Source organism: Vicinamibacterales bacterium (genome assembly GCA_036496585.1).
Taxonomy (GTDB): Bacteria; Acidobacteriota; Vicinamibacteria; order Vicinamibacterales; family 2-12-FULL-66-21; genus JAICSD01.
In genome coordinates this window covers 66,803-84,042 of sequence record DASXLB010000056.1, presented here as the reverse complement: position 1 = coordinate 84,042, position 17,240 = coordinate 66,803, and the positions used below count along the sequence as shown (strand labels likewise).

The window sequence follows — 17,240 nt, the reverse complement described above, 5'->3', positions numbered from 1 at the left end:
GTATGACGGCTCTGACCCTCGACGGTGTGTTCTCCGTTCCGCCGCTGCCTCGACGCGCCGACGCCAGGCGGACGCTCGATCTCGACGCCGCCGAGCAGATCGCGCGCTACATCGAGGCTGGCGGCATCACCCGCTTTCTCTACGGCGGCAACGCGTTTCTCTATCACGCCACGCTCGGCGAGTTCGAGATGCTCTGCGGCTGGCTGGCCTCGTTCGCCGCACCGCGCTGGCCGATCCCGAGCATCGGCCCGTCGTTCGGACACGCGATGGATCAGGCGCGGATTTTGCGCCGCCACCGATTCCCGGCCGTGATGATGCTGCCGTGCGGCGACCCGCGTGACGCGGGCGGTCTCGACGCGGGCTACCGCGACATCGCCGACGCCGCCGGCATGCCGCTCATCCTGTATCTGAAGTCCGACACCGTGTTCGGCAGCGATCGGGACGCCGGCCTCGACGCGATCGGCCGGCTCGTCGCCGACGGCGTCGCCGTCGCGATCAAATACGCCGTCGTCCTCGACGATCCCTCGCGCGATCCGTATCTCGACGGTCTGCTGCGCCGGGTTGATCGGTCGAAGGTCGTCAGCGGCATGGGAGAGCGTCCGGCCGTCGTCCACCTGCGCGACTTCGGGCTCATCGGCATGACGACCGGATCCGGCTGCATCGCGCCGGCGCGCTGCCAGGAATTCTTCGCCGCCGCGCGTGCGGGGGATTGGGCGGCGGCCGAAACGCTGCGCGCGCACTTCATACCGCTCGAGGATCTGCGCGACGCCTGGGGCCCGGCGCGCGTGCTGCATCACGCCACCGAGGCCGCGGGGATCGCCGGGACCGGCCCGATCCCACCCTATGTGTCGGCGCTGAAGGATGCGCAGATCGCGCAAGTCACGCCGGCCGCGCGAACGCTGAGAGACGCATGACCCCGAAGACGTCCCCTGCGGATCTCCGCAGCCACCGCTGGTTCGGCCGCGACGACTTCCGATCCTTCGGTCATCGCTCGCGCATCAAGCAGGCCGGCTTCACCGCCGACGACATCGCCGGCAAGCCGGTGATCGCCATCCTCAACACCTGGAGCGACGCCAATCCCTGCCACGCGCACTTCAAGCTACGCGCCGAGGACGTCAAGCGCGGCATCTGGCAGGCCGGCGGCTTCCCGATGGAAATCCCCGTCCTCACGCTCGGCGAGACATTCATGAAGCCGAGCACGATGCTCTATCGCAATCTCCTGGCGATGGACGCCGAGGAAGCGCTCCGCGCCTACCCCGCCGACGGGGTCGTGCTGCTCGGCGGCTGCGACAAGACGGTGCCGGCGCTGATGATGGGCGCGACCAGCGCGAATCTGCCGGCGATCTTCGTCCCGGCCGGACCGATGCTGCGCGGCACCTGGCGCGGACAGACGCTCGGCTCCGGCAGCGACGCCTGGAAGTACTGGGACGAGAAGCGCGTCGGCGGCATCGACGAATGCGCCTGGCGCGAGATCGAGGACGGCATCGCGCGCTCGTTCGGCACCTGCATGACGATGGGCACCGCCTCGACGATGGCCGCGACGGTGGACGCTCTCGGCATGACGCTGCCCGGCGCCTCGTCGATTCCCGCCGCCGATTCGTCGCATCCGCGCATGGCCTCCGCCGCCGGCCGCCGCATCGTCGAGATGGTATGGGAGGATCTCACGCCGCGCGAGATCATGACGACCGCGGCGTTCGGCAACGCGGTGACGGCCGCCATGGCGCTCGGCGGATCGACCAATGCGATCATTCACCTCATCGCGATGGCGGGGCGCGCCGGCGCGACGCTGGATCTGGATCGCTTCGACGCGCTCTCCCGGCGCACGCCGTTCATCGGCAACATCCGGCCGTCGGGCGCATTCCTGATGGAGGACTTCTTCTATGCCGGAGGCCTGCGCGCCGCCTTGACCCGGCTGCGCGACCTGCTCGACCTCGACTGCCTGACGGTGACGGGGCGCACGCTCGGCGCCGAAATCGCAGGGGCGGTCGTGTGCCAGGACGCCGTCATCCGCACGCGCGACAACCCGGTCGGGCCGGAAGGAGGGGTGGCCGTGCTGCGCGGCAATCTCGCGCCCGACGGCGCCGTCATCAAGCACACCGCCGCCGAGCGGCGGCTGCTGCAACACGCGGGACCGGCGGTCGTGTTTCGCGACTACAACGATCTCGAGCGGCGGCTCGAGGATCCGGACTTGCCGGTCACGGCGGATTCGGTACTGGTGCTGCAGAACGCCGGCCCGCTCGGCGGACCGGGCATGCCGGAATGGGGCATGCTGCCGATCCCGAAGAAGCTGCTGTCGCAGGGGGTGCGCGACATGGTGCGGATCTCCGACGCCAGAATGAGCGGCACGAGCTACGGCGCCTGCGTGCTGCACGTCGCGCCCGAGTCGTTCATCGGCGGTCCGCTCGCGTTCGTCCGCGACGGCGACATCGTCGAGCTCGACGTGCCGGCGCGACGGTTGTCGCTGCGCGTCGACGACGAGGAGATGGCGCGGCGCAGAGCGGCGTGGACGCCGCGCGAGGTCGCCTACCCGCGCGGCTACGGCCACCTCTACGCGCGCCACGTCACGCAGGCAGACAAGGGATGCGACTTCGACTTCCTGCAGGGCACCGCGCCGATCGCCGATCCGGAAATCCACTAAGATAGATCGCAGTCGGACATGTTCGAACTCCAGGGAAAGATGGCCGTGGTGACCGGCGCGGGCTCGGGCATCGGGGCGGCCATCGCGCGGGTCTTCGCGGCCCGCGGCGCGCAGGTGGCGGTGGTCGATCGCGACGAGGCCGCCGCCCGCCAGATCGCCGACGAGATCGCGGCGGCCGGCGGCGCCGGGTCGGCGCATCGCTGCGACGTCTCGCAGCCAGCCGAGGTCGACGCGCTCGCCGCGACGCTTGCCGCGGCCCACGCGCGCATCGACATCCTCGTCAACAACGCCGGCATCGCGCACGTCGGCACCGTCGAGACGACGGCGCCCGACGACATGGACCGGCTGTACCGCGTCAACATCTTCGGCGTCTATCTCTGCGCGCACGCGATCGTGCCGGTCATGCTGCGCCAGGGCGGCGGCGTCATCCTCAACATGTGTTCCGTGGCGGCGCTGGTCGGCATCGTCGATCGCTTCGCCTACTCGATGACCAAAGGAGCGGTGCTGACGATGACCCGCTCGATCGCCGCCGACTACGTGAAGCGCGGCATCCGCTGCAACTGCATCTGCCCGGGCCGCGTCCACACGCCGTTCGTCGACGGCTACCTGGCGAAGAACTATCCGGGCCGCGAGCAGGAGATGATGCAGACGCTGTCGGCCTATCAACCGATCGGGCGCATGGGGCGCCCGGAGGAAATCGCGCAACTTGCGCTCTATCTCTGCTCGGACGAGGCGTCGTTCATCACCGGCGCCGCGTATCCGATCGACGGAGGCGTGACCGCCGTATGAAACTCGCCCGCTATGGCGCACCAGGCCAGGAAAAACCCGCGGTGCTGCTCGACGACCACACCCGCCTCGACGTGTCCGGCTATGTCCGCGACTTCGACGAGGCCTTCTTTGGTGGCGACGGCCTTCGCGGCGTCGCCGACTGGGTCCGGCAGAAGGGAGCCGCAGCGCCGAAAATCGACGCCGCCGCGCGCACCGGCGCCGCGCTGGCGCGGCCCAGCAAGATCGTCTGCATCGGGCTGAACTTCAAGGATCACGCCGCCGAGAGCAAGATGGATCTGCCAAAGGAGCCGATCCTCTTCTTCAAGGCGACCTCGGCGATCGTCGGCCCCAACGACGATCTCGTCATCCCGAAGGGGGCGACGAAAACCGACTGGGAGGTCGAGCTGGCGGTCGTGATCGGGAAGAAGGCGTCCTACGTCGACGAGCCCCACGCGCTCGAACACGTGGCCGGCTACGTGCTGCACAACGACTACTCGGAGCGCGCCTTTCAGCTCGAGCGCGGCGGACAGTGGGTCAAGGGCAAGAGCTGCGACACATTCGCGCCGCTCGGACCCTTCATCACCACGGCCGACGAGGTCGCGGATCCGCAGCAGCTCGGCATGTGGCTGACGGTCAACGGCGTGTCGCGGCAGAAGGGCACGACGGCGAACATGATCTTCGGCGTGCGCGCGCTGGTCAGCTACTGCAGCCAGTTCATGACGCTGCTGCCGGGCGACGTCATCACCACCGGCACCCCGGCTGGCGTCGGGCTCGGTCTGAAGCCGGAGCCGGTCTTCCTCAAGGCCGGCGACGTCGTCGAGCTCGGCATCGACGGCCTCGGCAGGCAGCGGCAGACGGTCACGGCGTTTTCCGGTTAGACACCGATGATTCGTCAGGTACTCGCGATCGATCTCAAGGACGATTCGGTCGTCGAGACCTATTGCGACTACCATCGCCGCGTCTGGCCGGAGGTGCTCGAGAGCATGCGCGCCTCCGGGGTGATCGACATGCAGATCTACCTGCTCGCTACGCGGCTGGTGATGATCGCCGACCTCGAAGACGGCTCCGATCTGCGCAGCGCCTTCGCCACGCGCATGGCCTCGCACCCGCGCGTGGCCGAATGGGAGCAGCTGATGATGTCGCTGCAGCGGCCGGCGCCCGGCGCGGGCGAGCGCGACTGGTGGACCGCGATGGATCTGGTGTTCGAGCATCGCGTGCCCTCGGCGCGTCCCTGAGCGCCGTCATGCGCGACCTCCGACAGGCCTGGCCGCGCCCCGCCCATCCTCGTCCGATCGTCTTCGTCGGCGCAGGCGCCATCGTCCGGACCTCGCATCTGCCGGCCTATGCGCGCCTCGGCTTCCCGGTCGCCGGGTTCTTCGACGTGAATCCGGAGCAGGCGAGAGCGACGGCCACGTCGGTGCCGTCCGCGACGGTCTTCACCTCGATCGAGGCGGCTGCGGCGCATCCCGGGGCGGTGTTCGACCTGGCAGTCCCGGGAGACCAGATCGTCGGCATCCTCGAGCGGCTGCCACAGGGCGCGCCCGTGCTGATCCAGAAGCCGATGGGCGCGGATCTCGCCGGAGCCGATCGCATCCTGGCCTGCTGCCACCAGCGCAGCCTGGTCGCCGCACTCAACTTCCAGCTGCGTTTCGCCCCGGCCATGCTGGCTCTGCACGATCTCGCCGCCGGCGGCGATCTCGGCCGCATCGTCGACGTCGATGTCCGGCTCGTGGTCGAGCAGCCGTGGGGGAACTGGACGTTCATGGCCGGCGCGCCGCGCGTCGAGATCGTCTATCACTCGATCCACTATCTCGACGCCATCCGCTGGCTGATCGGCGAGCCCGCTGGTGTCTACTGCAAAGCGGTCGGTCACCCCGAGATGCCGCAGCTGCGCGACACGCGCAGCTCGATCATCCTCGACTACGGCGACCGGCTGCGGTGCTCACTCGTCCTCAACCACACCCATCGGGCCGAGCCGGCCTTCAAGCGCTCGCAGATCATGGTCGAGGGGACGAACGGGATCGCGCGCGTCACCTGGGGGGTCAACCTGGATTACCCGGCCGGTCCGCCCGACACGATGCAGGTGACGGCCGAGCGCCGCTGGCACGACGTGCCGCTGCGCGGCTCGTGGTTCACCGAGGCGTTCGAGGGTCCGATGTCGAACCTGCAGCGGTTCGTCGCCAAGGAAGACCCTGCACTCGTCTCATCCGTCGACGATGCGATCAAGACGATGGCCGTCGTCGAAGCCTGCTACGACTCCAGCGCCCATGGCGCGACGCCGGTGCCGCACAGAGGACGCCGCGAGTGAGCGCCGCGAACGAGTCCTCCGCCCACGTGATCGATGCGCATCAGCACTTCTGGCGGTATGAACCGTCGCGTTACGGCTGGATCGACGGCTCGATGGCCGCGCTCGCGCACGACTTCCTGCCGGGCGATCTGGAGGACGAGCTGCGCGCCGAGGGGGTCGGCGGCACGATCGCCGTGCAGGCGCGCCAGGACACCGAGGAAACCGGCTGGCTGATCGAACTGGCCAACACCCAGCCGTTCATCAGGGGCGTGGTTGGCTGGATCGACCTGCGCGCGCGCGATATCGAGCGGCAGCTCGAACGGGTCGGCCAGGAGCCGTGTGTGGTCGGTATCCGGCATGTCGTCCAGGCCGAGCCCGAGGGTTTTCTCGACGGCAGCGGGTTCCGCCACGGCATCGCCGCCCTGGCGCGGGTCGGGCTCGTCTACGACATCTTGATCTACGCGCGCCAGCTGCCCGAGGCGACGCGCTTCGCCGCGGCGTTCCCGGCGCAGCGGTTCGTGCTGGACCATCTCGGCAAGCCCGACATCCGGGGCGGCGGATTCGAATCGTGGCGCCGCGACATCCGGGGACTCGCGGCGCTGCCCAACGTGTGGTGCAAGCTCTCGGGGCTGGTCACCGAGGCAGACTGGCGTACGTGGACGCCCGCCGGCCTGCGCCCGTATCTCGACACAGCGCTCGAGGCCTTCGGGCCGTCGCGGCTGATGTTCGGATCCGACTGGCCGGTGTGTACCCTGGGGGCGACCTATCGGCAGACCCTCGCGCTGGTGCGCGAGGCCATCGCGGAATACTCTGACGAGGAACGCGCCCGCATCATGGGGCGGACGGCTGAACACGTCTATCTGAGGATGAACGAGTCATGAGACGAGCCTTCGCATTCGTCGCTCTCGCGGCGCTCGCCGCATGCGGCAGGGGCCAGACGGGATCCGGCGGGTTGACCATCGAAGTCATTCCGAAAGGCACGACGCACGTGTTCTGGCAGAGCATCCGCGCCGGCGCCGAGCAGGCTGGCAAGGAACTCAACGTCGCGATCGTATGGCGCGGCCCGCTCCGCGAAGACGACCGCGACGCGCAGGTGTCGGAGGTCGAGAACGCGGTCAGCCGCGGCGTGTCCGGCATCTGTATCGCGCCGCTCGACGAGTCGGCGCTGGTGCGGCCCATCCAGGAGGCGCAGCAGAGGAAGATCCCCGTGGTTATTTTCGACTCAGGGCTGAAGAGCGACGACTACGTCAGCTTCGTGGCGACCGACAATCTCAATGGCGGACGGATCGGCGGCGAGCGCCTGGCCCAGTCGCTGGGCGGCAAGGGGAAGGTGCTCCTGCTCCGCTACGCCGAAGGCCACGACAGCACAGGCAAGCGCGAGGAAGGCTTCCTCGCGGCGATGAAAGCGAATTCCGGCATCGAGGTGGTCAGCGACAACCAGTACGGCGGGGCTGACGTCGAGGGAGCGTACAAGAAGGCGGAGGCGCTGCTCAGTACCTACAAGAAGGGTGATGGTTCGCTCGCGATCGACGGCATCTTCACGCCGAACGAATCGGTGTCGTTCGCGATGATGCGCGTGCTGCAGGACAACGGCTGGGCCGGTAAGGTAAAGTTCGTCGGCTTCGATGCGTCGCCGAACCTGGTGACGGGGCTGCGCGACGGCGCCATCGACGGCCTGGTCGTCCAGGACCCGGTGCGCATGGGGTACCTCGCCGTGAAGACGATGGTCTCGCACCTCCACGGCCAGCCGGTCGACAAGCGGATCGACACCGGCGCGCACGTCGCCACCCGCGACAACATGGACACGCCCGAGATCAAGTCGCTGCTGGAGCCGGACCTCAAGAAATGATGAGCGAAAAGGCGCACCGAACGTTCGGCATCTGACACCGACACGATGCAGAACGAAACGTCGTTCAACATGCGGGGGGTGCGCAAGGCGTTTGGCGCCACCCAGGCGCTCGACGGCGTCGATCTCTCGGTCGCGTCCGGCGAGATCCTCGGGCTCGTCGGACAGAACGGCGCCGGCAAGAGCACGCTGATGGCCATTCTGGCAGGCGTGCTGCAGCCCGATGCCGGCTCGATGACGATCGACGGGCGCCCGTATGTGCCCAAGAGCCCGATCGAGGCGCGCCGCGCCGGCGTCGCGATGATTCACCAGGAGCTGTCGCTGGCGCCGCATCTGACGGTCATGGAGAACATGCTGCTGGGGGCGGAGCCGGCCCCGACCGGCCGGTGGTCGTGGGTCCCGGGCCTGGTCGACTGGCGGGCGATGCGCGCGCAGGCGAAGGCCGCGCTGGCTCAGCTCGGACACGACGACATCCGGCCCGATGCCGTCGTCGGCGATCTCTCGGTCGCCCACCAGCAGCTCGTCGAAATTGCCCGCGCGCTCGCCGTCGGCTGCCGCGTTCTCGTGCTCGACGAGCCGACCAGCAGCCTGGGACGCGACGACGTCGCGCACCTGTTCGCGCTGCTCCGCCGCCTCAAGGCCGACGGGTATGCCATCGTCTATATTTCCCACTTCATCGAAGAAGTGCAGGCGATCACCGACCGCTATACCGTCCTGCGTGACGGCCGCAACGCCGGCGGCGGCAGCACGCCGGAGTCGACGCCCGCCGCCATCGTGGCGTCGATGGTGGGCGCCGCGGCTGGCGATCTGTTCGCGCGCAGCGATCGGCAGCCAGGCGAGCCGCTGCTCGAGGTGAGCGGTTTCGAGCCCGGCGGCGCCACCTTCACGCTGCGTCGCGGTGAAGTGCTCGGCATCGCTGGCCTGGTCGGCTCCGGCCGCACGCGGTTCCTGCGTGCGCTGTTCGGGCTCGCGCCGGTGAAGAGCGGCCGGGTGCGCATCGGCGCCGGCGGGGGCGGCCGCACCCCGCGCGATCACTGGCGCGCCGGCATGGGACTGCTGAGCGAGGATCGCAAGAACGAAGGGCTGGCGGGCAGCCTGAGCGTGGCCGACAATCTCACGCTGACTTGCCTGCAGCCTTTCGGCCCCGCCGGTGTTGTCGTGCCGCGGCGGCAGCGCCATTCCGCGGCCGCCTGGATCGCCCGTCTGGCGATCAAGTGCGGCGGACCCGACCAGGCGGCCGGCGAGCTGTCGGGAGGCAACCAGCAGAAAGTCGCGCTCGCCCGGCTCCTCCACCACGACGTCGACGTGCTCCTCCTCGACGAGCCGACGCGGGGCATCGACGTGGCGAGCAAGGCCCAGATCTACCGCCTCGTCGACCGGCTGGCGGCGGGTGCCGACGGCGCGCCCGCCAAAGCTGTGCTCGTCGTCAGCAGTTATTTCCCCGAGCTGCTCGGGCTCTGCGACCGGATCGCGGTGATGCAGCGCGGACGACTGCAGGCGCCGCGTGCGGCGGCCGGCCTCAACGAGCACGACCTCCTTCTCGACTCGAGCGGAGGGCCGTCGCGCGCATGACCCGCCGATCGTTCGTTGACCGCGCCGGCACCCTGATCGGGCTCATCGTCGTCGCGACGATCTTCGGGATCCTCGTCGGACGCCAGTTCTACGCCCCTGGAAACCTCGATCTGATGGCCAGGCAGGCGGCGATCGTCTGCGTGTCGGCGATCGGCATGACGATCGTCATCGCCGCCGGCGGCATCGACCTCTCCGTCGGTTCGATCATCGCACTCACCACGGTGGCGATTGCCATTGCGCTGCGTGCCGGCATGGGCCCGCTGGCGGCGGCGGTCGCGGGGGTGGCGGCAGCCGCGGTGTGCGGACTGCTCAACGGCCTGCTGATCACCCGCCTCAACGTGATTCCCTTCATCGTCACGCTCGGGACGATGCTCGTCGTGCGCGGCGCCGCAAAGGGGCTGGCCGACGAACGCCGGATCGAAGCGCCCTTCACCTGGCTGAACGATCTGCTCCGTGCCGAGCGGGGCCCGGCGATGGTCCCGTGGGGCATCTGGGGCGTCTTCGCCACCGCGATTCTGATCGCGGCGCTGCTCCGCTACACACGGTTCGGGCGGCACGTCTTCGCGATCGGCTCGAACGAGCGGATGGCGCGGCTGTGCGGAGTGGCGATTCCACGCACCAAGGTCGTCGTCTACACGCTCTCCGGGCTGCTCACTGGCCTGGCCGGTCTGCTGCAGTTCTCGAAGCTCTCGGTCGGCGACCCCACCGTGGGCGTCGGCGCCGAGCTCGACGTGATCGCCGCCGTCATCATCGGCGGCGGCAGCCTCACCGGCGGACGCGGCTCGGTGGCGGGCACGATCATGGGAGCCGCGATCATGACCATCATCCAGATTGGCTGCTCGCAGAAGGGGCTGGCCAACTGGGTCCAGCAGATCGTGACCGGCGCGATCATCGTCGCCGCGGTGGCGGTCGATCGCGTGCGGTCGGCAAAGGGGCACTAGTAATTTCCCCGGGGCGCTTCGCCCAGCCGGGCCCCCCTACACGCGCTCTCGCGCGCCGCTGCGCCGGCGCGCTCCGTTCGCGTGGCTCACTCGCGGCGCTCGCTCGCCGGCGATTGCAACCGGCATTTATGAGATAGCCTCTAGTCTCATGCGGATTACCGGCTACGAGATCTTCGACCTGCGGTTTCCCACGTCGCTGACCGCCGACGGCACCGACGCCGTCCACAAGGATCCCGACTACTCGGCGGCCTACGTCGTGCTGAAGACCGACACCGCGCTCGAGGGGCACGGCTTCACCTTCACCATCGGCCGCGGCAACGACATCTGCGCCGAAGCGATCCGGGGCTTCATGCCGCTCGTCGTCGGCCAGGACGTGGACGCGGTCTTCGCCGATTCGGCGGCGTTCTGGCGGACGCTCGCCTGCGACTCGCAGCTGCGCTGGCTCGGCCCCGAGAAGGGCGTGATCCACATCTCGATGGCCGCGATCGTCAACGCCATGTGGGACCTGCACGCCAAGCAGGCCGGCAAGCCGCTGTGGAAGCTGCTGGCCGACATGACGCCGCAACAGATCGTCTCGACGATCGACTTTCGCTACATCACTGACGCGCTGACACCCGAGGAAGCGGAAGCCATCCTGGAGCGTCAGCACGCCACCAAGGCCGACCGCGAGCGGATCCTGTTGCGCGACGGGTACCCCGCTTACACGACGTCGGCCGGATGGATGGGCTATTCCGACGACAAGGTGCGCCGCCTCTGCCGGGAGGCGCTCGACGAAGGCTTCACTCACTTCAAGGTCAAGGTCGGCGCCGATCCCGCCGACGACGCGCGGCGCGTCGCGCTGGTACGCGAGGCCATCGGGCCGGACAACAAGCTGATGATCGACGCCAACCAGCGGTGGGACGTCGGTGAGGCCATCGCCTGCGTGACCGCGCTCAAGCACCACGACATCATGTGGATCGAAGAGCCGACCAGTCCCGACGACGTGCTCGGGCACGCGGCGATCGCGCGGGCGGTCGCGCCGATCGGCGTCGCCACTGGCGAGCACTGCGCCAACCGCGTGTTGTTCAAGCAGTTGCTGCAGGCCAACGCCATCTCCTACTGCCAGATCGACAGCTGCCGGCTCGGCGGCGTCAACGAAAATCTCGCTGTCATCCTGATGGCGCTGAAGTTCGGCGTACCGGTATGCCCCCACGCCGGCGGCGTCGGACTCTGCGAGCTGGTGCAGCACCTCTCGATGTGGGATTTCGTCTCCGTGTCAGGCCGGATGGACGATCGCGTGGCCGAGTTCGTCGACCACCTCCACGAGCACTTCGTCGATCCTGTCGTCGTCGAGCGCGGCCGCTATCGTGCGCCGTCGATGCCCGGCTACAGCAGCACGATCAAGCCGGAAACGCGAGTGGCGTACCGTTATCCGGACGGCCCGGTGTGGACCGAGCTTCGATCGTCCCGGGCGCACCAGCGATGAATCACCGATGGAACGCGAGCCCCATGAGAACAGTCCGTCGCCCCGACAGGTCCGACTCGTGAGCTACCCGCGTGTCGCGTCGTTGAAGACAGCGTCGGCCTTTCGCGAGCACCTGCGGCAAATCGGTGCGGCGCTCGAGTTCGACGACGTGCTCGACCCGCCCGGTGCATCGCCAATGGCGAGGCCGTTCGAACTTGACGGCCTGAGCACCGGCAACCGCTTCTGCATCCTGCCGATGGAAGGCTGGGACGGCACCGCCGATGGCCACCCGAGCGACCTGACCCGCCGCCGCTGGCAGCAGTTCGGCAGGAGCGGCGCCAAGCTGATTTGGGGAGGCGAGGCGGTGGCCGTGCAGTTCGACGGCCGCGCGAATCCGCGGCAGCTCCTGATCTCAGAGGCGACCACGCCGGCGCTTGCCGCCCTGCGCGAGACGCTCGTCGCGGCGCACCGCGAGGCGTTCGGCGCCAATGCCGATGCTGATCTCGCAATCGGCCTGCAGCTCACGCATTCCGGCCGCTATTCGCAGCCGTCGGTCAAGGGACGCATGGAGCCGCGCGTCGCCTATGCGCATCCCCTGCTCGACCGCCGCTTTGCAGCCGGCCTGACGACGATGACCGACGACGACATGGATCGCCTCGTCGATCGCTTTGTCGCCGCCGCGAGAGAGGCGCACGATGCCGGTTTCGCTTTCGTCGACATCAAGCACTGCCACGGCTATCTCGGGCACGAGCTGTTGAGCGCGCGCGCGCGTGCAGGGAAATACGGCGGATCGATCGAGAATCGCACGCGCTTCATTCGGAACGTCACGGCAGGAATTCGCGCCACGGTGCCCGGACTGCGGGTAGCGGTGCGCCTCTCCGCGTTCGACATGATCCCGTACCGCAAGGGGGAAAACGGCGTCGGCGAACCGGAACAGGTTCCCGGCGCATACGCGTCGGCGTTCGGGTTCCTGCCCGACGATGGCCACCTGGATGCCGCCCTCGCCGACGCCAGGGAGCTGCTCGGGATCCTCGAAGGCCTTGGCATCCGCTGGATCTGTGTGACGGCGGGCAGCCCGTACTACAACCCGCACATGCAGCGGCCGGCGCTGTTTCCGCCGAGCGACGGCTATCTCCCGCCTGAAGATCCCCTGCGCGGCGTCGCCCGCCAGATCGCTGGAACCGCCAGACTGAAAGAGGCGTTTCCGCACTTGGCGATCGTTGGCTCCGCTTACACCTATCTCCAAGAGTGGCTGCCGCACGTCGCGCAGTACAACGTACGCAACGGCTTGACCGACTTCGTCGGCCTCGGCCGTATGGTGCTGTCGTATCCGCAGATGGCGGCCGACGTGCTCGCCGGCCGGCCGATGTCGCGCAAGTCGATCTGCCGCACGTTCAGCGACTGCACGACCGGCCCGCGCCTCGGCCTCGTGTCGGGCTGCTATCCGCTCGACCCGTTCTATGTCGCGCACCCCGATGCAGCGAAGCTGAAGGCGCAGAAGGGATGACGGCGGAGAGTCGCGATGTCGGAACGCTGATCAGGGATCACTGATCAGCGAGTAGGAATTTCAGGATCGTTGAAGCGGCGGGATTGGAACCCGAATGTGAGAAGCGGGGCCTGCCGATGGGCGGCGCGACTGCGAAGTCGCGTCGGGAGGAGAAGCGTTAGCGCGAAAGCGCCCGCCGCGCCACCCATCGTCAGACCCCGGATAAGGTCAATCTAGCGGTCTTGGCCAAAGGTTGCAACTTCTTTTCAGACGACGAGCGCGCCCAGCCGGCCGTAGCGTTCCCGCTGGAAGGCGATCAGCGCACGATTTTGTCACCACTGAACTCGACCACGACCACAGTGGCCATCGGATCCGGCAACGGTCCGTCGATCGTCAGCGACGTGTGTCCGTTTTCGGACGATACGGTCACCGGAACCTTGTCCATTAGACGATAAGCGCGGGTCACCTTGTTCTGCATCGCCGGCAGCACGAACGGGCCTCGCGGCGCGACAAAAAACGTCAGATACAGCTTTCCTGGCTTCACCGTCGCCCGCCAGTCGGTGTTCGGCAGGAACAACCGCTGTCCGCGTATGTCTTTGGCGTTCCGCGACGTCCACTCCCCGAACTCGTCCCCGAAGGGAGACTGGCTGGTCCCGTAAATCGCCTCTCCGTTGAGTTTCAGCCACCGCCCGACGGTGCGAAGGCTTTCCTGAGGCGGCTCCGGGATCAGTCCGTCGGCCATGGGGCCGACATTGAGCAGATAGTTCCCCCCCTTGCTCACGATATCGATGAGCTTGAAGAGAATCTGGCCGGGCCCCTTCCAGTTGGTGTCGTCGGTGCGGTACCCCCAGGTGTCGTTCGTGGTCGCTGGCGTCTCCCAGGCCTCTGTCGAAGCCTCCGACGGGATCACGTTGTCGCCGGTGGAGCGGTAGTCACCTTCCGAACCCAGGCGGCCGTCAATCAATGTCTTGGGCTGCAGGGTGCGGACGATGTCGGCGAACCGTTGACCGCGCTCGGGCGTCATCATCCTCGGCGTGTCGAACCAGACGAGCGCCACCGGCCCGTAGTTCGTGAGCAGCTCCTTGACCTGCGGCTCCGCCTTGCCGCGCAGGTAGTCGTCGTATTTCTTGAGCTCGGTCTTACCGTCGGGGCCGGTGTCTGGACCGAAGTCCCAGGTGTTGCCGGCGCCTCCCGGCTCGTGCCAGTCCTGCGATTGCGAGTAATAGAACCCGAGCCGCATCCCGCGGCGCGCGCACGCGTCGGCCAGCTGCTTCAGCACGTCCTTGTGATACGGCGTCGCGTCGACGACGTTGTACGGGCTCGCCGCCGACTTGAAGAGCGCAAATCCGTCGTGATGCTTGGAGGTGATGACGATGTACTTCATCCCCGCGTCCTGCGCGAGCTGCACCCAGGCGTCGGGATCGTATTTGATCGGGTTGAACTGCTTCGCGAGCGCCTCGTAGTCGTGCACCGGCACCTTGCACCGGTTCATCAGCCACTCGCCGAGCCCCAGGCAGCGCTGCCCTTTCCACTCGCCTGCGGGAATGGCGTAGAGGCCCCAGTGGATGAACATCCCGTATTTGGCCTCACGGAACCATTCGAGCCGTGTCTCTTTTGCCGGATCCGCGCCGGCGCCCTGCGCGAGACCGTGGGCTGAATCGAGGCGAGCCGCCCCCGTCAGCATCGGTATCAGCAGCAACATCGGCATCAACATCAGCGTCGGGGCGAGCATCGATCTACGCATCATTGCTCCTGCGATCCGTGACGGGCGCTGCCAACAGCTACCTAGCTGCGCCGGTGATACAGTCGGCTCACTTTAACGCTAAAGTGACCGCAGCCCCATGCCCTGCACCGTGAGCATCGTGCCCATCGTGATCGAGGGGGTCATCACCCCGCCGCGCCTCGTGCCGCAATCGAGCCTCGTCAGGTGATTCGTCTGGGTGTCATCGGCGCGGTCCTGCTGCTGTGGCTCGCTCCGGCGCTGCCGCAGGACACCAGCACGCGCGAGCGCGCGCGCGTGCTCGCGCAGGCCGATCGCTATCTCACCGACGCCCCCACGACGGTCACGGCGTCGCACTCGCCGCGCAGCGCCGGCGGCGTGCACGACTACTTCTCGGAAGGCGATTACTGGTGGCCCGACCCGGCGAATCCCGACGGGCCCTACCTCCAGCGCGACGGCATGAGCAATCCCGGAAACTTCGACGAGCACCGCAAGGCGTTGATGCGGTTGTCGGTCGAGATGCCGGCGCTCACCGCCGCCTATCTGCTGACCCACGACCGCAAGTATGCGCTCGCCGCTGGGCGCCATGCCGACGCGTGGTTCGTGGCGGCGGCGACGAAGATGACGCCAGCTTTGCGCTACGCGCAGGCGATCCACGGCCGCGTTACCGGCCGCGGCACCGGCATCATCGACACGATCCACCTCGTCGAGGTGGCGCGCGCGCTCGAACGCCTCGACGGCGCTCCCGGCTGGGGCCCGGAGTCGGCGCGCAGCACGCGGCGCTGGTTCGCCGATTATCTCGACTGGCTGACGACCGACCAGTACGGCCGCGACGAACGCGACACGACGAACAACCACGCCACCTGCTGGGTGATGCAGGTGGCGGCCTTCGCGCACTACACCGGCAACGAGCCGCTGCTGCGCGACTGCCGCGGCCGGTTCAAGACCGTCCTTCTGCAGCAGATGGCCGCCGACGGCAGCTTCCCCCGCGAGCTCGCCCGCAGCAAGCCCTACGGCTACTCGCTCTTCAATCTCGAGGCGATGGCGACGATCTGCCAGATCCTCTCGACCAGAAACGACGATCTGTGGACCTACGAGCTGCCCGACGGCCGCGGCATGCGCAGGGCCATGGCCTTCATGGTGCCCTACATCCGCGACAAGCAGACGTGGCCGAAGCCGCCTGACGTGATGTACGACGGGGCGTGGCCCATGCGCCAGGCCAGCCTGCTCTTCGCGGGCCGCGCGCTCGGCGAGCCGTCCTACCTGCAACTCTGGTCCACGCTGCCGGCGGACTCCAACGTCGAGGAAGTGATCCGCAACTTCTTCGTGCGCCAGCCGCGGCTCTGGGTCGACTAGAGGCGGCATGTCATGACGTTCGCCTACCGCGCGCCAGGCCGCGTCAATCTCATCGGCGAGCACACCGACTACAACGACGGCTTCGTCATGCCGGTCGCCATCGATCGTGCGACGACCGCCACGATGACCCCGCGCCCCGATCGCACGGTGGTGGTGCAATCGGGACAGGCGCCGTCGATCGCGTTCGACCTCGACCAGCCGGGATCCGGACCGAGCGGGAGCTGGAGCGACTACCTCCGTGGCACCGCCGCGATCCTGGAGCGGCGCGGCCATCGCCTGCGCGGCGCCGACATCGCCATCACCAGCGACGTGCCCGCCGGGGCGGGGCTCAGCTCTTCGGCGGCGCTCGAAGTGTCGATCGGGTTCGGGCTCCTCGATCTGGCCGGCGCGCCGATCGACCTCACCGAGCTGGCTCTGGCCTGCCAGCAGGCCGAACACGAGTTCGTCGGGACGCGCTGTGGAATCATGGACCAGTTCATCGCTTGTCACGGTCGCGCCGGGCATGCCCTACTGATCGACACGCGCTCGCTGCGCATCGACGCCCTGCCGATACCGGACGGCGTCCGCGTGCTCATCTGCAACTCGATGACCAGGCACGCGCACGCGTCGGGCGAGTACAACCACCGCCGTAGCGACTGCGAGAGCGGCGTGCGGTCGCTGCAGGGGGCGCTTCCAGACGTCCGCGCGCTGCGCGACGTGACCTCCGCCCAGCTCGAGGAGAGCCGGGCGCGGCTCGACGCCCGCGTCTACCGCCGCTGCCGCCACGTCGTCACCGAGAACGAGCGCGTCCTCCACGCGGCGGAGGCTCTCACCCGCGGCGATCTTCGGGCCTTCGGCGCGCTGATGGACGCCTCGCACGCCAGCATGCGGGACGACTATGAGATCAGCACCCCCTCGATCGATGCGCTGGTGGACGCGGCGCGCGCCTGTCACGGCGTCTACGGCGCTCGCCTCACCGGCGGCGGCTTCGGCGGCTGTGTCGTCGCGCTGGTCGACGCGCCGGCGGTCGCCTCGGTCGCCGAGCAGATCCGCGGCGGCTATGCGACGACCACCGGGCGAGTCGCCGACATCTATCCCTGTGCGGCGTCCGACGGTGTACGGCGGATCGCGTGATGCACCCCACCATGCCGCCACCGGCACGCACACTTCTACCCGCCACTCCTGCGGTTGGCGGCCGCGCGC

Annotated in this window: 15 protein-coding genes; 14 read left to right on the top strand and 1 reads right to left on the bottom strand. The window is 68.3% G+C overall.

What is annotated here, in order from left to right; translation table 11 throughout:
• Positions 1-2 precede the first annotated feature (2 nt).
• The 12 genes from VGI12_17205 to VGI12_17150 all read left to right on the top strand — a co-directional run bounded on the left by VGI12_17205 (position 3) and on the right by VGI12_17150 (position 13,003).
• Positions 3-914 carry a dihydrodipicolinate synthase family protein gene (locus tag VGI12_17205; protein HEY2434416.1) on the top strand — a complete coding sequence of 304 codons (912 nt, stop codon included), beginning with the start codon at positions 3-5 and terminating at the stop codon, positions 912-914.
• Positions 911-2,638 carry an L-arabinonate dehydratase gene (araD, locus tag VGI12_17200; protein ID HEY2434415.1) on the top strand — a complete coding sequence of 576 codons (1,728 nt, stop codon included), beginning with the start codon at positions 911-913 and terminating at the stop codon, positions 2,636-2,638. Before VGI12_17205 ends, araD begins: the two co-directional genes overlap by 4 nt.
• 18 nt (positions 2,639-2,656) lie before the next feature.
• Positions 2,657-3,427, top strand: a complete 771-nt coding sequence (locus VGI12_17195) for an SDR family oxidoreductase (GenBank protein HEY2434414.1) — start codon at positions 2,657-2,659, stop codon at positions 3,425-3,427.
• Positions 3,424-4,284: a fumarylacetoacetate hydrolase family protein gene (locus tag VGI12_17190; GenBank protein HEY2434413.1), complete on the top strand. Its 861-nt coding sequence runs from the start codon at positions 3,424-3,426 to the stop codon at positions 4,282-4,284. Before VGI12_17195 ends, VGI12_17190 begins: the two co-directional genes overlap by 4 nt.
• Before the next feature lie 6 nt (positions 4,285-4,290).
• Positions 4,291-4,641, top strand: a complete 351-nt coding sequence (locus VGI12_17185; protein ID HEY2434412.1) for an L-rhamnose mutarotase — start codon at positions 4,291-4,293, stop codon at positions 4,639-4,641.
• Positions 4,642-4,649: 8 nt separating this feature from the next.
• Positions 4,650-5,714 carry a Gfo/Idh/MocA family oxidoreductase gene (locus VGI12_17180; protein ID HEY2434411.1) on the top strand — a complete coding sequence of 355 codons (1,065 nt, stop codon included), beginning with the start codon at positions 4,650-4,652 and terminating at the stop codon, positions 5,712-5,714.
• Positions 5,715-5,740: 26 nt separating this feature from the next.
• Positions 5,741-6,574 (top strand): amidohydrolase family protein, encoded by an 834-nt coding sequence (locus VGI12_17175; GenBank protein ID HEY2434410.1) that lies wholly within the window; start codon positions 5,741-5,743, stop codon positions 6,572-6,574.
• Complete coding sequence (locus VGI12_17170) at positions 6,571-7,542, top strand: substrate-binding domain-containing protein (GenBank protein HEY2434409.1); 972 nt, start codon at positions 6,571-6,573, stop codon at positions 7,540-7,542. The genes VGI12_17175 and VGI12_17170 overlap by 4 nt, the downstream gene beginning before the upstream one ends.
• Before the next feature lie 45 nt (positions 7,543-7,587).
• Entirely contained in the window at positions 7,588-9,111 is a 1,524-nt protein-coding gene (locus tag VGI12_17165) for a sugar ABC transporter ATP-binding protein (GenBank protein HEY2434408.1), read from the top strand.
• A complete protein-coding gene (locus tag VGI12_17160; protein ID HEY2434407.1) occupies positions 9,108-10,052 on the top strand; it encodes an ABC transporter permease in 945 nt (314 codons plus the stop codon). The genes VGI12_17165 and VGI12_17160 overlap by 4 nt, the downstream gene beginning before the upstream one ends.
• Before the next feature lie 148 nt (positions 10,053-10,200).
• The gene (locus VGI12_17155) at positions 10,201-11,517 is read left to right on the top strand and encodes an L-fuconate dehydratase (protein ID HEY2434406.1); all 1,317 of its coding nucleotides are present in this window, start codon (positions 10,201-10,203) and stop codon (positions 11,515-11,517) included.
• Positions 11,518-11,575: 58 nt separating this feature from the next.
• Positions 11,576-13,003: a hypothetical protein gene (locus VGI12_17150; GenBank protein HEY2434405.1), complete on the top strand. Its 1,428-nt coding sequence runs from the start codon at positions 11,576-11,578 to the stop codon at positions 13,001-13,003.
• Between the two features lie 295 nt (positions 13,004-13,298).
• Here VGI12_17150 and VGI12_17145 read toward each other — a convergent pair whose 3' ends face one another.
• Positions 13,299-14,726 (bottom strand): alpha-L-fucosidase, encoded by a 1,428-nt coding sequence (locus tag VGI12_17145; protein ID HEY2434404.1) that lies wholly within the window; start codon positions 14,724-14,726, stop codon positions 13,299-13,301.
• Positions 14,727-14,909: 183 nt separating this feature from the next.
• On the opposite strand from VGI12_17145, the gene VGI12_17140 reads away from it, so the two are divergent.
• On the top strand, positions 14,910-16,058 hold the full coding sequence (locus VGI12_17140; GenBank protein ID HEY2434403.1) for an alginate lyase family protein: 1,149 nt from the start codon (positions 14,910-14,912) through the stop codon (positions 16,056-16,058).
• 12 nt (positions 16,059-16,070) lie between these two features.
• Entirely contained in the window at positions 16,071-17,171 is a 1,101-nt protein-coding gene (galK, locus tag VGI12_17135; GenBank protein ID HEY2434402.1) for a galactokinase, read from the top strand.
• Positions 17,172-17,240 lie beyond the last annotated feature (69 nt).